This is a genomic window from Gordonia sp. IEGM753, assembly GCF_050321825.1.
In the GTDB taxonomy this organism is placed as follows: Bacteria; Pseudomonadota; Gammaproteobacteria; order Pseudomonadales; family Pseudomonadaceae; genus Aquipseudomonas.
The window spans coordinates 533,344-552,031 of record NZ_JBNQGB010000001.1; the positions used below are offsets into that span (position 1 = coordinate 533,344).

General features: G+C 58.6%; 14 protein-coding genes and 4 tRNA genes. 16 read left to right on the plus strand and 2 right to left on the minus strand.

Features of this window, described 5'->3' with window-relative positions:
• The first annotated feature begins 58 nt into the window (after window positions 1–58).
• From ACQR3R_RS02395 to ACQR3R_RS02435, 9 genes are all read left to right on the plus strand, one after another.
• Window positions 59–134: transfer RNA gene (locus tag ACQR3R_RS02395), tRNA-Ala, on the plus strand.
• A 79-nt stretch (window positions 135–213) separates the two neighbouring features.
• A tRNA-Glu gene (locus tag ACQR3R_RS02400) sits at window positions 214–289 on the plus strand.
• A gap of 52 nt (window positions 290–341) precedes the next feature.
• Window positions 342–417: transfer RNA gene (locus tag ACQR3R_RS02405), tRNA-Ala, on the plus strand.
• 79 nt (window positions 418–496) lie between these two features.
• Window positions 497–572: transfer RNA gene (locus ACQR3R_RS02410), tRNA-Glu, on the plus strand.
• 183 nt (window positions 573–755) lie between these two features.
• Complete coding sequence (locus ACQR3R_RS02415) at window positions 756–1,295, plus strand: TetR family transcriptional regulator (protein ID WP_428270344.1); 540 nt, start codon at window positions 756–758, stop codon at window positions 1,293–1,295.
• A 29-nt stretch (window positions 1,296–1,324) separates the two neighbouring features.
• Window positions 1,325–2,158: an alpha/beta fold hydrolase gene (locus ACQR3R_RS02420; RefSeq protein ID WP_428270346.1), complete on the plus strand. Its 834-nt coding sequence runs from the start codon at window positions 1,325–1,327 to the stop codon at window positions 2,156–2,158.
• A 48-nt stretch (window positions 2,159–2,206) separates the two neighbouring features.
• Window positions 2,207–2,656 (plus strand): thioesterase family protein, encoded by a 450-nt coding sequence (locus tag ACQR3R_RS02425; RefSeq protein ID WP_428270348.1) that lies wholly within the window; start codon window positions 2,207–2,209, stop codon window positions 2,654–2,656.
• A 265-nt stretch (window positions 2,657–2,921) separates the two neighbouring features.
• A complete protein-coding gene (locus ACQR3R_RS02430) occupies window positions 2,922–3,881 on the plus strand; it encodes a tRNA-dihydrouridine synthase (protein WP_428270350.1) in 960 nt (319 codons plus the stop codon).
• A 120-nt stretch (window positions 3,882–4,001) separates the two neighbouring features.
• The gene (locus ACQR3R_RS02435; RefSeq protein ID WP_428270352.1) at window positions 4,002–4,448 is read left to right on the plus strand and encodes an Hsp20 family protein; all 447 of its coding nucleotides are present in this window, start codon (window positions 4,002–4,004) and stop codon (window positions 4,446–4,448) included.
• A gap of 46 nt (window positions 4,449–4,494) precedes the next feature.
• Here the strand turns inward: ACQR3R_RS02435 and ACQR3R_RS02440 are convergent, their stop codons facing one another.
• Both ACQR3R_RS02440 and ACQR3R_RS02445 read right to left on the minus strand, forming a co-directional pair.
• Complete coding sequence (locus tag ACQR3R_RS02440) at window positions 4,495–7,773, minus strand: PAS domain S-box protein (RefSeq protein ID WP_428270353.1); 3,279 nt, start codon at window positions 7,771–7,773, stop codon at window positions 4,495–4,497.
• Between the two features lie 72 nt (window positions 7,774–7,845).
• Window positions 7,846–8,730: a LysR substrate-binding domain-containing protein gene (locus ACQR3R_RS02445; RefSeq protein WP_428270355.1), complete on the minus strand. Its 885-nt coding sequence runs from the start codon at window positions 8,728–8,730 to the stop codon at window positions 7,846–7,848.
• A 154-nt stretch (window positions 8,731–8,884) separates the two neighbouring features.
• Between ACQR3R_RS02445 and leuC the strand changes: the two genes are divergently transcribed.
• From leuC to ACQR3R_RS02480, 7 genes are all read left to right on the plus strand, one after another.
• A complete protein-coding gene (gene leuC / locus ACQR3R_RS02450) occupies window positions 8,885–10,303 on the plus strand; it encodes a 3-isopropylmalate dehydratase large subunit (protein ID WP_428270356.1) in 1,419 nt (472 codons plus the stop codon).
• Window positions 10,304–10,313: 10 nt separating this feature from the next.
• The gene (gene leuD / locus ACQR3R_RS02455) at window positions 10,314–10,958 is read left to right on the plus strand and encodes a 3-isopropylmalate dehydratase small subunit (RefSeq protein WP_428270357.1); all 645 of its coding nucleotides are present in this window, start codon (window positions 10,314–10,316) and stop codon (window positions 10,956–10,958) included.
• 142 nt (window positions 10,959–11,100) lie between these two features.
• On the plus strand, window positions 11,101–11,868 hold the full coding sequence (locus tag ACQR3R_RS02460) for a methyltransferase domain-containing protein (protein ID WP_428270358.1): 768 nt from the start codon (window positions 11,101–11,103) through the stop codon (window positions 11,866–11,868).
• A gap of 66 nt (window positions 11,869–11,934) precedes the next feature.
• A complete protein-coding gene (gene leuB / locus ACQR3R_RS02465; RefSeq protein WP_428270359.1) occupies window positions 11,935–13,017 on the plus strand; it encodes a 3-isopropylmalate dehydrogenase in 1,083 nt (360 codons plus the stop codon).
• A gap of 69 nt (window positions 13,018–13,086) precedes the next feature.
• On the plus strand, window positions 13,087–14,199 hold the full coding sequence (gene asd / locus ACQR3R_RS02470; RefSeq protein ID WP_428270360.1) for an aspartate-semialdehyde dehydrogenase: 1,113 nt from the start codon (window positions 13,087–13,089) through the stop codon (window positions 14,197–14,199).
• A 542-nt stretch (window positions 14,200–14,741) separates the two neighbouring features.
• Window positions 14,742–15,752 carry an aspartate-semialdehyde dehydrogenase gene (locus ACQR3R_RS02475; RefSeq protein WP_428270361.1) on the plus strand — a complete coding sequence of 337 codons (1,011 nt, stop codon included), beginning with the start codon at window positions 14,742–14,744 and terminating at the stop codon, window positions 15,750–15,752.
• Window positions 15,753–15,960: 208 nt separating this feature from the next.
• Complete coding sequence (locus ACQR3R_RS02480) at window positions 15,961–18,621, plus strand: FimV/HubP family polar landmark protein (RefSeq protein ID WP_428270362.1); 2,661 nt, start codon at window positions 15,961–15,963, stop codon at window positions 18,619–18,621.
• Window positions 18,622–18,688 lie beyond the last annotated feature (67 nt).

The following is an 18,688-nucleotide window of genomic DNA, read 5'->3' on the forward strand; positions in this document are numbered from 1 at the left end:
AAATAAATTTGACACACTTCCTAAGCGCCATTAAGATTCGCCCCGTCCTCAGCGATGAGGGGCTATAGCTCAGCTGGGAGAGCGCTTGCATGGCATGCAAGAGGTCGACGGTTCGATCCCGTCTAGCTCCACCAATTTACACTTCAAGGCTTGGCCACACAGGCCTTGAAGCGATCAGCACTCAGCGTTGATCAGGTGTATAGAAGGGTTTGCGTCCCCTTCGTCTAGTGGCCTAGGACACCGCCCTTTCACGGCGGTAACAGGGGTTCGAGTCCCCTAGGGGACGCCAGTTTTACAGAAGCACTGTTGCAAGACAGTGCTCCGCCGCCAGGCGATAAATCGGGGCTATAGCTCAGCTGGGAGAGCGCCTGCATGGCATGCAGGAGGTCAACGGTTCGATCCCGTTTAGCTCCACCAATTTACAGTTCAAGGTCTGGCCACACCGGCCTTGAATCGATCAGCTTCAAACGCTGATCAGGTGTATAGAAGGTTTTGCGTCCCCTTCGTCTAGTGGCCTAGGACACCGCCCTTTCACGGCGGTAACAGGGGTTCGAGTCCCCTAGGGGACGCCACGATTACCCGCTCTGCGGGATTTTATAAGGGTCATTCAATTATTGAATGGCCCTTTTGTTTGTCTGGCGTTTGGCCAACTCCCTCATTTCTCTCAAACTGTGCTTCAGACCAGCGGTCACATCCACGACTTGCGGAAAATTATTATGAGAATAATATTCTAGTCGTAATATTCGGAGGCAACGATGAACGATAAAAAAGCTCAAACCCGCGAACGCATCCTCAAGGCTGCCAGCGCAGCGCTTATTCAGCGCGGCCCGGCCGAGCCGAGCGTGGGCGAAGTGATGGGCGCTGCCGGCCTGACGGTTGGCGGTTTCTACGCCCATTTCGACAGCAAAGACGCGTTGATGCTGGAGGCGTTCAAGCAACTGCTCGGTCATCGCCGTGGCTTGATTGCAGACATGGATGCCGAGTTGACCGGCGAAGAGCGTCGGGCCTTGGTTGCCGCCTTCTACCTGTCACGTAAACACCGCGATTCAACCGAACATGCGTGCCCGATTCCCGCGTCGGTTGGCGAATTGGGGCGGCTGCCGGACGAGTTTCGTGTGGCATTGAATGAGCACGTGGAATTGATGGTCGCGCAGTTGGCGGCAAGCCCCGAAGACACCGACAAAGCGTTGGCCGACATGGCCCTGATGATCGGTGGCTTGGCGCTGGCGCGGGCGCTGGGACCGTGTGAGTTGTCGGATCGATTGCTGCGCGCTGCCAAATCGGCGGTGCTATGACCTGAAGGCCGGGCCTTGGGAGTGGAGCGATGAGCACGTTGAAGTGGGTTCGTGGCGTTAATGGCACCTTGGGCTGGTTTGCACCGGAGTGGGTGGCGAGCAAAATGCGACGCGCATTCATGACCCCAAGGGACCGATTGCCGCGTGATTGGGAATTGCCGCTGTTGGCAAAGTCCGAACGTATTACGTTGCGCTTCGGGCTCTCGGCGTTGCGCTGGGGGCAAGGGCCTGCCGTGTTACTGATGCACGGTTGGGAAGGTCGGCCCACGCAATTTGCCAGCCTTATTACTGCACTGGTCGAGGCCGGTTACACCGTGGTGGCGCTGGATGGTCCGGCGCACGGCCGTTCTCCCGGTCATTACGCCAATGTCGCGCTCTTCGCCCGCGCCATGCTTGAGGCGGCTGCCGAGTTGCCACCCTTGCAAGCGGTTATCGGTCATTCCATGGGTGGCGCCAGCGCCATGCTCGCCGTTCAGTTGGGATTGCGCACCGAGACCTTGGTGACTATCGCCGCACCGGCACGGATTATCGGGGTGTTGCGCGGGTTTGCGCGTTTCGTGGGGTTGCCGCCGAAAGCGCGCTCGGCGTTCATTCGCCAAATTGAGCAAGACGTTGGCATGCGTGCCGCAGCGCTGGATGTCGCGCAGTATCAGTTGGACATGCCGGGCCTGATTGTTCACGCCGAAGACGATCAATTTGTCTCGGTGAATGAATCGCAACTGATTCACGAATCCTGGTTTGACAGCCGTTTGCTGCGCCTGGAGCAGGGCGGCCATCAGCGAGTACTGGCCGACCCGAGGTTGATTGATGGTGTGTTATCACTGCTCGCCGGTCGCAGCCTGCAATCGCGCCAATCGGCGTAAGCATCCGTTACACTGCCCGGGTCAACATTTACTGACCGGGAGTGGGGCATGGGCTGGGATCGGGCAACGCCATTTATCATTGATCTGCACGTGGGCGCCGATGATATCGACGGTCTGGGGCACGCCAACAACGCGGTGTACGTGACCTGGCTTGAACGGTGTGCGTGGCGCCACTCGCAGCGGCTGGGGCTGGACCTGGTCGAGTATCGACGGCTGGATCGGGCGATGGCCGTGGTGCGGCACGAGATTGATTATCTCGCCGCTGCCTACGAGGACGATGAGTTGCAATTGGCAACCTGGATCGTCGATTGGGACCAGCGCCTGAAGATGACCCGCCATTTTCAACTGGTGCGCCCGCGCGACAACGCCACATTGCTGCGAGCCCAAACCACGTTCGTTTGCATCGAATTGTCCACCGGCAAACCCAAGCGCATGCCCGCCGAGTTCATTGATGGCTATGGCCCTGCGTTGCAGGTCTTGGATTCAGTGAAAATCTAATGTGCGGGCTTGCGCGCGAAAGCGCACTGGCCGCCAACATTTTCGTTGAATGTTAAATAGCTTTCGCGAGCAAGTAATGCTGTTCACTTAGACGATCTTCAGACAAACAGCATTCTGTGGTGAGGGGATGAATCCCCTCGCCACAAAATGTATGGGTATCGCTTAAGTGAACAGCATTCCGCTCTCAGAAGGGGTTTTGCTTGTTTCTGCACACTTCCTCTGAAACCAGTAAACTGCCGCACGTTTTTCGTTGAGTGTGTTTTTCATGCAAATTGCTTTGGCGCCCATGGAGGGGTTGGTCGACAACATCCTGCGGGACGTGCTCACCCGTGTCGGCGGGATCGATTGGTGTGTGACCGAATTCATTCGGATCAACGATCAGCTCCTCACGCCTGCCTATTACCACAAGTTTGGCCCGGAGCTGCTGAACGGCGCCCGCACCGCGTCTGGCGTTCCGTTGCGCGTGCAATTGCTGGGTTCCGATCCGGTGTGCCTGGCGGAAAATGCCGCGCTGGCCTGTGAGCTTGGTTCCGAAGTCATCGATCTCAACTTCGGTTGCCCGGCCAAAACCGTCAACAAGTCGCGTGGCGGCGCGGTGTTGCTCAAAGAGCCCGAGCTGCTCAACCAAATCGTCGAACACGTTCGTCGTGCTGTCCCTGCGCATATTCCGGTCACCGCCAAGATGCGTCTCGGTTTCGACAGCCCGGACGGTGCGCTGGTCTGTGCCACGGCACTGGCCGAAGGTGGTGCGGCGCACATCGTGGTGCATGCACGAACCAAAACTGACGGTTATAAACCGCCCGCGCACTGGGAATGGATCCCGCGGGTGCAAGAAGTGGTCAAGGTTCCGGTGTTTGCCAACGGCGATATCTGGAGTGTTGAAGACTGGCGCCGTTGCCGGGAAATCAGTGGCGTGGAAGACATCATGCTCGGTCGTGGGCTGGTTTCGCGTCCGGATCTGGCGCGGCAAATCGCTGCAGCGCGTGCCGGTGAAGACGTTATCGAGATGACCTGGGCCGAGCTTCTGCCATTGATTCAGGAGTTCTGGCTGCAGGCCAAGGCGCAGATGACGGCGCGTCAATCGCCGGGCCGTTTGAAGCAATGGCTGGCGATGTTGACCCGCAATTATCCGGAAGCCGTCGAGCTGTTCACTGTGCTGCGACGTGAGACAGAACTCGATCATGTCTCGCGTTTGCTGGGGTTGCAAGTCAGCGAAGCGGCCTGAAAAAATCTTCGATAAATCTCTTGAAATGTAATCAGTGGTCCCTATTTAAGGGTTACGCGATGCCGAATTCGGGTCGCGGCGACAAAAACCTTGCTGATTATCTTCAGGAGATTTTGAACCATGAGTACTGCATTTTCCCTGGCCCCAATGTTCCGTTCCTCGGTAGGTTTCGACCGTTTTAACGACCTGTTTGAAACCGCCCTGCGCAACGAGCCAGGCAGCACCTATCCGCCTTACAACGTTGAAAAACACGGTGACGATCAATACCGCATCGTCGTGGCAGCGGCCGGTTTCCAGGAAGAAGACCTGGACCTTCAAGTCGAGAAGGGTGTGCTGACCATCAGTGGCGGCAAGCGCGATGCAACGGAAGGGGTGACCTTCCTGCATCAGGGCATCGCCCAACGCGCATTCAAGCTGTCGTTCCGTTTGGCGGACCACATCGAAATCAAAGCCGCCGACCTGCGTAACGGCTTGTTGAGCATTGACCTGCTGCGTGTTGTGCCGGAAGAGGCGAAAGCCAAGCGTATCCCGATTAACGGGGCGCAGAAACCAGCTCTGCAGCACTAAGGCAGAGCAATGAAAAGGGCGCCACTGGCGCCCTTTTTTGTGCGTGCTATTTCAGCAGCAGTTGGAACGCCTCTACCGGCAATGGCCGACTGTGCAAATACCCTTGATAAAAATGGCAGTCCAGGCCCTGCAAGAATTCCAGTTGCTCGGGAGTCTCGACACCTTCGGCGATGACTTTCAATTGCAGGCTGCGCGCCATGGCGACGATGGCGCGAATAATCTCCGCATCGTTGGGGTCGGTGGTCGCGTCACGGATAAATGACTGGTCGATTTTGAGGGTGTCGACCGGCAGGCGCTTGAGGTAGGTGAGTGACGAATAACCGGTGCCGAAATCATCCATCGCAAAACTCACCCCGAGTTTTTTCAGGCGACGCATTTTGTTGATGGTGTCCTCCAGGTTCTGGATGACGATGCCTTCGGTGATCTCCAGTTTCAGCAGCGAACTGGGCAGGCCGTGGCTGCTAAGGCTGTGCTCGATGCGTTCGACAAAGTCGTTCTGGCGGAACTGACGCGGGCTGATATTCACGCACAGGCTGAATTTGAGCGGGTCGATCAAGCCTTTTACGATCAGTTGCCTGAAGGCCTCGCAGGCTTCGTCGAGGATCCAGGTGCCCACCTCCAGGATCAAGCCGCTGTCTTCCAGCACCTTGATGAACTCGGTCGGCGATTGTGCGCCCAGTTCCGGATGATCCCAGCGCACCAGCGCTTCGGCGCCGACGATGTGGTTGTTGCGTGCGTCCACTTGCGGTTGGTAGTGCACGCGAAACTCGCCTCGGGAGAGTGCCAGGCGCAGGTCGGTTTCCATGCGTAAGCGCTCGCTGGCGGCTTTCTGCATAGTGTTGTGATACATCTGCGTGGTGTTGCGCCCGGAGTCTTTGGCGCGATACAGGGCGATGTCGGCGCGTTTGAGCAGGTCGGTGGGGGTTGAGCCGTGATCGGGAATCAGCGCGATGCCGATGCTGGGTGTCACTTGCAGGCGCTGGCCGTCGAGGAACATGGGTTCCGACAGCAGTTCACGCAAGGTGTCTGCGAGCTCGCGAACCTGAGCGCTGACTTCGTTGCGCGTCCCTTCAAGTCCGCTGAGCAGTACCACGAACTCGTCACCGCCCAGGCGTGCAACGGTGTCCTCCATGCGCACACTGGCCTCAAGGCGCGCCGTGATGATTTTCAACACGGTATCGCCCACCGGATGGCCCAGTGAATCGTTGATGTGCTTGAAGTGATCCAGGTCCAGAAACAGCAGGGCGCCGCGCAGATTGTGGCGCTTGAGCAGGGCAATCTGCTGGCTTAAACGGTCCATCAACAGTGCGCGGTTGGGCAGGTTGGTCAACGGGTCGTGATAAGCGAGGTGGCGAATCTGTGCTTCGGCGTTTTTCAGCAGGCTGACATCGCGCGCGGTCAACAGCAGGCACGCGGTTTCGTTGAGGGTGATCGGCTCCACCGAGACTTCAACCGTCAGCAAGTCGCCGCGCTTGTTGCGTCCCAGCATTTCCTGGTGATGCACCCGGCCCTTGATCTGTAGTTCCGCCAGCAGTGCCGAGCGCTGTTTCTCTTCGGCCCAAATGCCGACTTGATACACCGTGCGCCCGATGACTTCTTCGGCACGATAACCGGTGAGGCGACAGAAACCATCGTTCACCTCGACATAGCGGCCCGTGTCGCGTTCAGTGATGGTGATGGCGTCCGGGCTTGAGTGAAAGGCTTTGGCAAACTTCTCTTCGCTGGCCTTGAGCGCTGCTTCCGAGCGTTGCTGTTGGGTGATGTCGCGCAGCGTGGTGACGATGCAAGGCTGATTGCCGACGCTGATCTGTCGGCTGGAGATGACGCAGGTTAGTGATTGGCCATCCTGGTGCTGAACCTGAATGGCTACATTGCTCAGGCCTTGCTCGCGGATGACTTGTTCGATGCGGCGCAGGCTTTTTGCCGACGCATCCCACAGGCCAATTTCGTCGGCGCTACGTCCAATGACGTCGGCGGTGCTATAGCCAAACGCCTGGGTGAAGCTGGAATTGATCTCGATGAACTGGCCAGTGTCCTGGTGGGTCACGCAAATCGGGTCCGGGCTGACCTGAAACAGTGTGGCGAATTTTTCTTCGGAGGCTACCAGCCGCTGCTCGCGTTCAACCTGGTCGGTAATGTCCAGCAACGTGCCGGCCATGCGTAATGGGGCACCGTTTTCGTCGCGGTAAAGGCGTGCACGGCTTTCCAGGTAGCGCGAAGTGCCGTCCTGCAGTTGCACGCGGTAGGTCAGTTGATAATTGCCTGCCGGGCCTTCGCGCAGGCTGCGATAGGCATCGCGCATGCTGTCGCGCTCTTCGCCGGGCACGCCTTCAAAAAACTCATCGAAGGACTCGTGAAACGGTTTCGCTTCCAGGCCATGCAGTTGTGCCGCCCGCGCCGAGCCGTACAGCATGCCGCTGGGAATGTGCCAGTCCCACGTGCCGAGCTGTGCCGAATCCAATGCCAGGTCGAGGCGTTCCTGGCTGTCTTTAAGCGCGTGTTCGGCGGCTTTGCGTTCGGTCGTGTCGAGGAACGTGCTGAGCAGGTACGGCTGGCCTTCGAGTTCAACCTTTTGCGCGCTGAGGATGCCGTCATGGACCTGACCATTGCTGGCGCGAAATTGCACTTCCATGCTGGTCAGCTCGCCTTTGGCCTTGGTCGCCTTGACCAGCACCGCTCGCTGTTCCGGGTGCACCCAAAGGCCCAGCTCGACGGTGGTACGACCAATGGCGTCCTGTACCGGCCAGCCAAACAGGCTCTCGAAATACTGGTTGGCTTCGGTGATCAGCCCGTCGTCCTGGCGGGTCAATAGCACCATGTTCGGGCACAGGTGAAACAGGGTGGCGAAGCGCTTTTCCGAGCTGCTCAGCGCCTGTTCGCGCTGGCGCTGGTGAGTTATTTCACGGATCACCCCGATCATTCTCGGGCGCCCGTCCTTGTCTGGCAGCAGGCTGCCACTGACCTCCAGCCAGTGCAGGCTGCCGTCCGGCCAGCGAATGCGGTGGTGCATCGCTTGTTCCAGTGGCGCGCCGGCGATCACGGCGTGAAACGCACGGACCGTTTTCGCCCGATCCTCTGGCGGCAGCAAATCCAAGTATTCGAGATCGACCGGCAAGGGTTGCCGGGGATCGAACCCGAACAGCGCCTGAGTGCCTCGCGACCAACTGATCTGGCCGCGTTCTATGTCCCAGTACCACGCGCCCAAACGGGCACCGTTGAGCGCGGCCAGCAACTGTGGTGCGCTTTCCCAGCTCTGCTCGGACTGTTTTGGGTCAAGCGCCTGAATACGCGGCATCGGCGGAATTCGGTCAACAGATTTCGGCATTGGCAAGCCTTGGGCGGAATAGGGCGTTTGGCACAGGAATTCGCGGCTCTATAGGAGTAGCACAAGTTAGCCTTAAGTCCCTGGCAGTTCGATTTGCGCATCCAGCAGGGCCATAAACGCCCGTGCTGCATTCGACAGCGTCCTTTCAGTGTGCAAGATATAGCCTAGCTGGCGAGTGAGCTGTATGCCCGGCAAAGGTATTCGGGCTACTTGATCGTCAAGCATGGTGCGCGGTAATACGCTCCAGGCCAGGCCGATGGAGACCATCATCTTGATGGTTTCCAGATAGTTAGTGCTCATCGCGATGTTAGGGGTCAGGCCTTGCGCCTCGAACAGACGCTGCACGATGTGATGGGTGAAGGTATTGCCGCCAGGAAACACCGCCGGGTGCAGGGCTATATCCGCCAGGCTGACTGCGCCGTTGCTGATCAACGTATGCTCCGGGGCCACCACGAAATCCAGCGGGTCGTCCCAAACGGGTGTGGCCTTGACCAGCGTGTGCGGCTCCGGCGCGAGCGTGATGACCGCCAGTTCCGCACGCCCGTGAAGGATTTCTTCGTAGGCCACTTCCGAATCCAAAAACTGAATATCCAGCGCAACTTGTGGGTAACGGCGGGTGAACTCCCTTAATAAGGGCGGCAAACGGTGTAAGCCGATGTGGTGACTGGTGGCCAGCGTCAGACGGCCGGTCACTTCGCCCGTGAGGTTGGTCAGCGCTCGGCGCGTGTCATCCAGCACATTCAATATCTGATAGGCCCTTGGCAACAGGGCGCGACCGGCCTCTGTCAAGCCGACCTCGCGGCCCAGGCGATCAAACAGCCGTACCTTCAATTGTTGCTCAAGCCCGGCAATACGCTTGCTGATGGCTGGTTGTGTCAGGTGCAGTCGTTCACCGGCGCCAGAGAAGCTGCCCGTCTCGGCAATCGCGATAAAGGCATTGAGGTTGGCAAGATCCATCGTGGTATTCCAGTTGGTTATCCAAAGCATAAAAAATATGAATTTGAGTTATTTAATGTAACCCCATAGGATCGACCTCACAAGCCAAGGGGTTATTGAACCGCGTACGACCCAAGGCATAGAAAATAGAAACAAGCTGATGAGGAACCGTCTGATGGCCGGCAAAACGCTTTACGACAAGCTTTGGGATTCCCATGAAGTGAAACGACGCGATGATGGGTCGTCGCTGATCTACATCGATCGCCACATCATCCATGAAGTGACATCGCCTCAAGCTTTCGAAGGTCTGCGTCTGGCCGGGCGCAAGCCTTGGCGTGTTGATTCGATCATCGCCACTCCAGACCATAACGTGCCGACCACGCCGGACCGTAATGGCGGCATCGAAGCGATTACCGATCAGGTTTCGCGCCTTCAGGTGCAAACCCTCGACGATTACTGCGACGAATATGGCATTACCGAATTCAAGATGAATGACGTGCGTCAGGGCATCGTGCACGTGATCGGCCCGGAGCAGGGCGCAACCTTGCCGGGCATGACTGTGGTCTGCGGCGATTCGCACACCTCGACTCATGGCGCGTTTGGCGCATTGGCTCACGGTATCGGCACCTCCGAAGTCGAACACGTGTTCGCTACGCAGTGTCTGGTCGCCAAAAAAATGAAGAACATGCTGGTGTCGGTCGAAGGCGAATTGCCGTTCGGCGTGACAGCCAAAGACATCGTGCTGGCGGTCATCGGCAAGATCGGCACCGCGGGCGGTAACGGTCATGCCATCGAATTTGCTGGCAGTGCGATTCGTGATTTGTCGGTCGAAGGCCGCATGACCATCTGCAACATGTCCATCGAGGCTGGCGCGCGAGTAGGCCTGGTGGCGGCTGACGAAAAAACCGTCGAATACGTCAAGGGCCGTCCATTCGCCCCGAAAGGCGCGGAATGGGACATGGCCGTCGAAGCCTGGAAAGACCTGGTCTCCGACGCTGACGCAGTGTTCGACACCGTGGTAGAGCTCGACGCCACGCAGATCAAGCCACAAGTCAGCTGGGGCACTTCGCCCGAGATGGTTTTGGCTGTTGATCAAAACGTGCCGGACCCGGCGAAGGAAATGGACCTGGTCAAGCGGGGTTCCATTGAGCGTGCCTTGAAGTACATGGGTTTGAGCGCCAATCAGGCGATCACCGATATTCAGCTGGACCGCGTGTTTATTGGTTCTTGCACCAACTCGCGTATCGAAGACTTACGCGCTGCGGCCGTTATCGCCAAGGGCCGCAAAGTGGCCTCGACCATCAAGCAAGCCATCGTGGTGCCGGGCTCGGGCCTGGTGAAGGCACAAGCCGAAGCCGAAGGCCTGGACAAGATTTTCCTCGAGGCCGGTTTCGAGTGGCGTGAACCGGGTTGCTCGATGTGCCTGGCGATGAACCCGGACCGTTTGGAGTCGGGCGAACATTGTGCATCGACCTCCAACCGTAACTTCGAAGGACGTCAGGGCGCCGGTGGCCGTACGCACTTGGTCAGCCCGGCCATGGCCGCGGCAGCTGCCGTCAACGGTCGTTTCATCGACGTTCGCGAACTGATCTGAGGAACCGCACATGAGAGCTTTTACCCAACACACCGGTTTGGTCGCGCCATTGGACCGGGCCAACGTCGACACTGACCAGATCATTCCGAAGCAGTTTTTGAAGTCGATCAAGCGCACCGGTTTTGGCCCGAACCTGTTTGACGAGTGGCGCTATCTGGACGTGGGGTATGCCTATCAGGACAACTCCAAGCGTCCGTTGAACAAGGACTTCGTGCTCAATGCCGAACGCTACCAAGGCGCGAGCGTATTGTTGGCTCGCGAGAACTTCGGTTGCGGCTCCAGCCGTGAACACGCCCCTTGGGCGCTGGAAGAATACGGTTTTCGCAGCATTATCGCGCCGAGCTATGCCGACATCTTCTTCAACAACAGCTTCAAGAATGGCTTGCTGCCGATCATCCTGACCGACGCTGAAGTGGATGAGTTGTTCCAGCAGGTTGAGGCCAATCCAGGCTACCAATTGACGGTCGACCTGCAAGCCCAGACCGTGACCCGGCCTGACGGCAAGGTCTACCACTTTGAGCTGGATGAGTTCCGCAAGCATTGCCTCGTCAACGGCCTGGACGACATCGGCCTGACCTTGATGGACCACGAAGCGATTGCGTCCTTTGAAAGCAAGCACCGTGCGAGCCAGCCTTGGTTGTTTCGGGATGTTTGAAGATTTTGCGTAAGGCCGGATGACGCCTTCGCGGGCAAGCCTCGCTCCTACAAAGGCATCGCAATCCCTGTAGGAGCGAGGCTTGCCCGCGAAGAGGCCCGCCCAGACACCACAAGGCTCAACCCCAAAAAGGAAGTCCCACATGACCAGCACCGCCCAACACAGCCAGGTAGTCCAGAAGCAATTCGGTGAACAGGCTTCGGCCTATCTGAGCAGCGCCGTACACGCTCAAGGCACCGAATTCGCGCTGCTACAGGCCGAACTGGCCGGGCAGGGCGAGGCTCGCGTTTTGGACCTGGGTTGCGGTGCCGGTCACGTCAGTTTTCAAGTGGCGTCGCTGGTAAAGGAAGTGGTCGCCTACGACTTGTCTCAGCAGATGCTCGATGTGGTCGCTGCAGCGGCTGTGGATAGGGGTTTGAGCAATGTGAGCACGGTCAATGGCGCCGCCGAGCGCTTGCCATTTGCCGACGCTGAGTTCGATTTTGTTTTCAGCCGTTATTCGGCGCACCATTGGAGCGATCTCGGCCTGGCGCTGCGTGAAGTTCGCAGGGTGCTGAAACCTGGAGGCGTGGCGGCATTCATCGACGTATTGTCACCGGGCAGTCCTTTGTTCGACACTTACCTGCAAAGTGTCGAAGTGCTGCGGGACACCAGCCATGTGCGCGATTATTCCGCTGGTGAGTGGTTGCGCCAGGTCAGCGAAGCCGGATTGCACACCCGCAGCACTTCGCGCCAACGGTTGCGTCTGGAATACAGTTCCTGGGTGGAGCGCATGCGCACACCTGAAGTGATGCGTGCCGCGATCCTGGCGTTACAACAGTCGATGGGCAACGAAGTGCGCGAATATTTTGAAATTGAGGCCGACGGCTCGTTCAGTACCGATGTGCTGGTACTGATGGCCGAACGATAAGCGCCGAACGCTGGAATTTTTTCCGGTGTGCCTGCGGGCACACCGACTGATGACATTGAGGAAAGCATGAGCAAGCAGATTCTGATTCTCCGTGGTGACGGTATTGGCCCGGAAATCATGACCGAAGCGGTCAAAGTGCTGGAGCTGGCCAACGACAAGTACAACCTGGGCTTCGAACTCAGCCACGACGTGATCGGCGGCGCCGCCATCGACAAGCACGGCGTGCCGTTGGCTGACGAAACGCTGGACCGTGCCCGTGCGGCCGATGCAGTGCTGTTGGGCGCGGTGGGCGGCCCGAAATGGGACACCATCGAGCGTGACATCCGTCCTGAGCGCGGCCTGCTGAAGATTCGTGCGCAACTGGGTCTGTTTGGCAACCTGCGTCCGGCGATCCTGTACCCGCAACTGGCCGAGGCTTCCAGCCTCAAAGCCGAGATCGTTGCCGGCCTCGACATCCTGATCGTGCGTGAACTGACTGGCGGTATCTACTTCGGTGCTCCACGTGGCGTGCGCACCCTGGAAAACGGCGAGCGTCAGGCTTACGACACGCTGCCGTACAGCGAAAGTGAAATCCGCCGCATTGCCCGCGTCGGTTTCGACATGGCCCGCGTGCGCGGCAAGAAGCTGTGCTCGGTGGACAAGGCGAACGTACTGGCGTCCAGTCAGCTGTGGCGTGAAATCGTCGAGCAAGTGGCCAAGGATTATCCGGACGTCGAACTCAGCCACATGTACGTCGATAACGCTGCGATGCAGTTGGTGCGCGCACCGAAGCAATTCGACGTGATCGTTACCGATAACCTGTTCGGCGACATTCTGTCTGACCAGGCGTCGATGCTGACGGGTTCTATCGGCATGCTGCCGTCGGCGTCCCTCGACACCAACAACAAGGGCATGTACGAGCCTTGCCATGGTTCGGCGCCAGACATCGCAGGTAAAGGCATTGCCAACCCGCTGGCGACCATTTTGTCGGTGTCGATGATGTTGCGTTACAGCTTCAATCTGCAGGATGCAGCCGACGCCATCGAGAAAGCCGTCAGCCTGGTTCTGGACCAGGGTTTGCGCACGGGCGACATCTGGTCGACGGGTTGCACCAAGGTTGGTACGCAGGAAATGGGTGACGCAGTAGTCGCCGCGCTGCGGAATCTGTAATCTCTCGGGCCCGCTGCCACTTTCAACCTCGAAAGCAGCGGCCCACTTTTTAAAGAAGGTGTAGTTGCGATGAAACGTGTAGGTCTGATCGGTTGGCGCGGTATGGTCGGTTCCGTGCTCATGCAGCGGATGCTGGAAGAGCAGGATTTCGATCTTATTGAGCCGGTGTTTTTCACCACTTCCAATGTCGGTGGCCAAGGCCCGTCCGTGGGCAAGGACATTGCTCCGCTCAAGGACGCTTACAGCATTGAAGAGCTGAAAACCCTCGACGTGATTCTGACCTGCCAGGGTGGCGACTACACCAGCGAAGTGTTCCCCAAGCTGCGCGAAGCCGGTTGGCAGGGTTACTGGATCGACGCCGCTTCCAGCCTGCGCATGCAGGATGACGCGGTCATCGTGCTGGACCCGGTCAACCGCAAGGTGATCGACCAGCAGCTCGACGCAGGCACCAAGAACTACATCGGCGGCAATTGTACTGTCAGCCTGATGCTGATGGGCCTGGGCGGCCTGTTTGAGGCCGGTCTGGTGGAATGGATGAGCGCCATGACCTATCAGGCGGCCTCCGGTGCCGGCGCGCAGAACATGCGTGAACTGATCAAGCAGATGGGCGCAACTCACGCCGCAGTCGCCGATCAACTGGCCGATCCGGCCAGCGCCATCCTCGATATCGACCGCCGTGTTGCCGAAGCCATGCGCAGTGACGCGTACCCGACCGAAAACTTCGGCGTACCGCTGGCCGGCAGCCTGATCCCCTGGATCGACAAAGAGTTGCCAAACGGCCAGAGCCGCGAAGAGTGGAAAGCCCAGGCTGAGACCAACAAGATTCTGGGTCGCTTCAAGAACCCGATTCCGGTCGATGGTATTTGCGTGCGCATCGGTGCCATGCGCTGCCACAGCCAGGCGTTGACCATCAAGTTGAACAAAGACGTGCCGATCGCTGATATCGAAGGGCTGATCAGCCAGCACAATCCTTGGGTCAAACTGGTGCCGAACAACCGTGACATCAGCATGCAGGAGCTGAGCCCGACAAAAGTGACCGGCACCCTGAATGTTCCGGTTGGCCGCTTGCGCAAGCTGAACATGGGCACCCAGTACCTGGGCGCGTTCACTGTCGGCGACCAACTGCTATGGGGCGCGGCTGAACCGCTGCGTCGCATGCTGCGGATTCTGCTTGAGCGTTGATCGATTGAAGCAATGAAAAACCCGCGCCTCGAAAGAGACGCGGGTTTTTTTATTCCCGACAACCTGATGTTGATGGGGGGTTGTACCGGCCCCATCGCGAGCAGGCTCGCTCCCACAGGTTTTGTGGTGAACGCCAATCAAGTGTTCGACACCGATCAAATGTGGGAGCGAGCCTGCTCGCGATGACAATGTGTCTGCCAATACTGATGTTGAATGTGCCGGCCCCATCGCGAGCAGGCTCGCTCCCACAGGTTTTGTGGTGAACGCCAACCAAGTGTTCGACACCGATCAAATGTGGGAGAGAGCCTACTCGCGATGGCAATGTGTCTGCCAATACTGATGTTGAATGTGCCGGCCCCATCGCGAGCAGGCTCCCACAGGTTTCAGGGGTGTACACACATCTTGTGTATGACACCCACACACACAGTGTGCGAGCCTGCTGGCGATGAGGCCGGTGTAGACACCGCAAATCCCAGGCAGAATTGCCTGCATCCCAGCCACCCGGTAAAGTGCCGCTCCCCCCGTTTCGCCAGAGGTTAACCATGAGCCAGTCCTTTGATATTGCCGTGATCGGCGCCACCGGTACTGTCGGCGAAACGCTGGTGCAGATACTGGAAGAGCGTGACTTTCCCGTCGGCAACCTGCACTTGTTGGCCAGCAGCGAGTCTGCGGGTCACTCAGTGCCGTTTCGCGGCAAGAACGTGCGAGTGAGAGAAGTCGATGAATTCGATTTCAGCAAAGTGCAGTTAGTGTTCTTCGCTGCTGGCCCGGCCGTCACGCTCAGTTTTGTCTCGCGCGCCACCGCCGCTGGCTGCTCGCTGATCGATCTGTCCGGCGCGTTGCCGGCCGATCAGGCGCCGCAAGTTGTGCCCGAAGCCAATGCGCAGGTATTGGCCGGTTTGAAAAAACCATTGCAGGTCAGCAGCCCCAGTCCATCGGCCACCACGCTGGCGGTGGTCCTGGCGCCGCTGCTTGGTTTGCTCGACCTGCAACGCATCAACCTGACCGCCAGCCTCGCGGTATCGGCCCAAGGTCGTGAAGCCGTTACCGAGCTGGCCCGGCAGACTGCGGAACTGCTGAACGTGCGTCCGTTGGAGCCGACTTTTTTTGACCGGCAGATGGCATTCAACTTACTGGCCCAGGTGGGCAAACCGGATGAGCAAGGTCATACACTGCTGGAAAAACGCCTGGTGCGCGAACTGCGTCAGGTCATGGCGTTGCCTGCCTTGAAAATTTCCGTCACTTGCATTCAAGCCCCTGTGTTTTTTGGCGATAGCTTTAGCGTGACCTTGCAGTCATCGAGCGATATCGACCTGGCGAAAGTCAACGCAGCGCTGGAGGATGCGCCTGGCATCGAACTGGTAGAAGCGGGCGATTATCCGACGCCGGTTGGCGATGCAGTAGGGCGGGATGTGGTCTACGTTGGTCGTGTCCGTAGTGGAATCGACGACCCGTCGGAACTAAATTTGTGGCTGACGTCAGATAACGTACGCAAAGGCGCCGCGCTGAATGCTGTGCAGGTGGCTGAATTGTTGATAAAAGACCTTGCGTAAAAGATACTTGCCAACAATTTGCAGAATGATTCTAGCCGAGCGCTATGCTTGGCCGCAGAGCTGAAAGCGCACCGTAATGCGGTACGCCACGTGGCATGAATGAAATGATCGCGCGCGATGGTTTTTCGTCGTTGCGCGCAATGCCTTATGGCAGCGACTATCAACACCTTCTCGCTGGCCGAGGAATGTTCAAACAAAGGATGAGGCTATGGTTCAAGTTCGCAAACTGGTGTTAGCAATAGCGGCCGCCTCGGCGCTGTCCTCCGGTATGGCGCATGCCCTCGGGCTCGGGGAATTGACCCTGAAGTCGACGCTGAACCAGCCGCTGGTAGCCGAAATCGAATTGCTCGACGTCAAGGACCTCACCGCTGCCGAAGTGGTGCCCAGCCTTGCGTCGCCTGAGGATTTCGCCAAGGCCGGTGTCGACCGCCAGGCGTTTCTCAATGACCTGACCTTTACCCCGGTACTCAACGCCAGCGGTAAAAGCATCCTGCGTGTAACGTCCAGCAAGCCGCTGTCCGAGCCTATGGTGAAGTTCCTGGTTCAGGTCATGTGGCCCAACGGTCGTTTGCTGCGCGATTACAGCGTGCTGCTCGACCCTTCCAAATTCTCGCCGCAAACCGCTGATGCCGCTGCTCAACCGGCGCCGACGCAAACCGTCACTGCACCGGTCACCGGCGCGACCAAGCCAAGCCAATACACCACAACGCCGCGCGATACCCTGTGGGAGATCGCTGCGAAGGCGCGCAATGGCGGTTCGGTTCAACAAACCATGCTGGCCATCCAGGCGCTGAACCCGGACGCGTTCATCGACGGCAACATCAACCGGTTGAAGACTGGCCAGGTACTGCGCCTGCCCGATCAAACCCAAAGTACCAGCCTGCCGCAAAACAAGGCCATCGCCGAAGTTGCCGCGCAAAATACCGCTTGGCGCCAAGGTCGACGTTACGTCGCCAAACCTGGCGCGGGCCAACAGCAACTGGATGCCACTAAGCGCGCAAGCGCCGATGCAGGCTCTACGCAGGCCGCCAAGGACAATCTTAGCCTGGTCTCTGCCGACACCAAGGGCCAGGGCAAGGGTGCTGCTGGCGACGCCAAGAATGTGAGCAACAAGTTGGCGGTGACTAAGGAAAGCCTCGACACGACTCGTCGTGACAATGCCGAACTGAAAAGCCGCATGACCGATCTGCAAAGTCAGATGGACAAGCTGCAACGCTTGATCGAACTGAAGAATAACCAGTTGGCGAAGCTGCAAGCTGAAGGCGCAACGGGTGCAGCAGGTGCAGCGGCTGTTACACCTGGAGCAGCCCCGGAGGCAACGCCGGCAATCTCTGCCGAACTGGCAGCTAATCCAGCAGCGACTCCCGCAGAGCCTGCGCAGCCTGTCGCATCGAGCCCCGCACCTGAAGCCGCGGTGCCTGAAGCGACGCCGACCCCCGCCGAAAAACCGATTGATCCGACACCTGCTGCCGCAGATGATCAAAAGTTCAACGATCTGCTGACTAATCCGGTGTTGTTGGGTCTGGTGGGCGGCGGCGCGGTGATTCTGTTGCTCTTGTTGCTGCTGCTGGCTCGCCGCCGAAAAGCTCAGCAAGAAGCCGAGAAGCACCTGCGGATGGCCCGTGCGTTGTCTGAGGAGCAAGAGTTTTCAGCCGATCATGACTTGCCAGACAGCAGTTTCGAAGGTCTGGAAGTGCCGCCGCCAAGCGTGAACCTCGCTGCTGCGCCAACCCCAACCCCGCCGCCAGCACCCGCTCCGGTGATTGCGCCGGTGGTGGTGACGCCGCCGATTGCCGCGCCATTGGTTGCACCGGCAGCGGAACGCAACGACGACGTATTGAGCCAGGCCCAGTCGCACATTGCCGCCGGGCGCCTGAATCAGGCTGCTTCATTGCTCGAAGACGGCATCAAGCAAGAGCCGCAACGCAGTGATCTGCGCCTGAAACTGATGGAAGTTTACGGCCAGCAGGGCGACCGCGATGCGTTTGTTGCCCAGGAGCGTCAACTGGTTGCCAACGGCGATAATTTTGCGCAGGTCGAGCAGTTGAAAAGCCGCTTCCCGACCATGGCAATCGTAGCGGCCGGTGGCATTGCCGCCGCCGCTGTCGCCGCCGAACTGGATGCGCAGTACGTCAAGGATCTGCTGCTGGATGAGCCGCAGGAGCCCGCAGTGGAGCCGGTCGACGCTGATTTCGACAGCACTTTCGATTTGAGCCTGGATGATCTGGAAGCTGCTTCGCCAACAGTGGTTGCGCCAGAGACCGCGGAAAAAAGCGAACTCGACGCCTTCCCGCTGGACGATGATTTGAGCTTCGAATCGGTGCTACAGCAGCAGACCGAACCTAAGGACGCGAACCTCGACGATCTGTCGGACTTTGATCTGGACATGGACCTCGGTGGTGAAGTGTCGCCGGCGACCCTGGCTGAAGACGACTTCCTGTTGGACCTTGATGAAGGCGTCAAGGACCTGCCAGCGGCTGAAACGCCGGCGGTTGCCAATATTGAGTTGGACGATCTGGAGCTGCCTGCCGACTTTGACCTGTCACTGGCGGATGAAATGGATGCGCCGCACGCACCGGACGCATTCGCTTCGGAGCTCAGTGATGTCAACGCAGAACTGGATCGCCTGTCCCAAAGCATCGCTGAACCGACCTTCAATGAGCAAGACGCGCTGGCCGCCTCTGCCGATGAGCCTGAGTTTGATTTTCTCTCCGGTACCGATGAGGTCGCCACCAAACTCGATCTGGCTCAAGCCTATATCGACATGGGTGACGCCGACGGCGCTCGGGACATCCTCAATGAGGTAGTGACCGAGGGTGATGACGGTCAGAAGAGCGAAGCCAAGGAAATGTTGTCGCGCCTGGCATGAGTATTGGGTAAGGCATAAAAAAACGGCAGCCCATTTGGGCTGCCGTTTTTGTTTGTGCCACGAATGT

Coding starts and splice junctions, on each gene's coding strand:
- ACQR3R_RS02420 (WP_428270346.1), top strand. CDS start 1,325: ATGAGCACGTTGAAGTGGGTTCGTGGCGTTAATGGCACCTTGGGCTGG.
- ACQR3R_RS02415 (WP_428270344.1), top strand. CDS start 756: ATGAACGATAAAAAAGCTCAAACCCGCGAACGCATCCTCAAGGCTGCC.
- ACQR3R_RS02475 (WP_428270361.1), top strand. CDS start 14,742: ATGAGCCAGTCCTTTGATATTGCCGTGATCGGCGCCACCGGTACTGTC.
- ACQR3R_RS02425 (WP_428270348.1), top strand. CDS start 2,207: ATGGGCTGGGATCGGGCAACGCCATTTATCATTGATCTGCACGTGGGC.
- ACQR3R_RS02440 (WP_428270353.1), bottom strand. CDS start 7,773: ATGCCGAAATCTGTTGACCGAATTCCGCCGATGCCGCGTATTCAGGCG.
- ACQR3R_RS02435 (WP_428270352.1), top strand. CDS start 4,002: ATGAGTACTGCATTTTCCCTGGCCCCAATGTTCCGTTCCTCGGTAGGT.
- ACQR3R_RS02460 (WP_428270358.1), top strand. CDS start 11,101: ATGACCAGCACCGCCCAACACAGCCAGGTAGTCCAGAAGCAATTCGGT.
- ACQR3R_RS02430 (WP_428270350.1), top strand. CDS start 2,922: ATGCAAATTGCTTTGGCGCCCATGGAGGGGTTGGTCGACAACATCCTG.
- leuD (WP_428270357.1), top strand. CDS start 10,314: ATGAGAGCTTTTACCCAACACACCGGTTTGGTCGCGCCATTGGACCGG.
- ACQR3R_RS02445 (WP_428270355.1), bottom strand. CDS start 8,730: ATGGATCTTGCCAACCTCAATGCCTTTATCGCGATTGCCGAGACGGGC.
- leuC (WP_428270356.1), top strand. CDS start 8,885: ATGGCCGGCAAAACGCTTTACGACAAGCTTTGGGATTCCCATGAAGTG.
- ACQR3R_RS02480 (WP_428270362.1), top strand. CDS start 15,961: ATGGTTCAAGTTCGCAAACTGGTGTTAGCAATAGCGGCCGCCTCGGCG.
- asd (WP_428270360.1), top strand. CDS start 13,087: ATGAAACGTGTAGGTCTGATCGGTTGGCGCGGTATGGTCGGTTCCGTG.
- leuB (WP_428270359.1), top strand. CDS start 11,935: ATGAGCAAGCAGATTCTGATTCTCCGTGGTGACGGTATTGGCCCGGAA.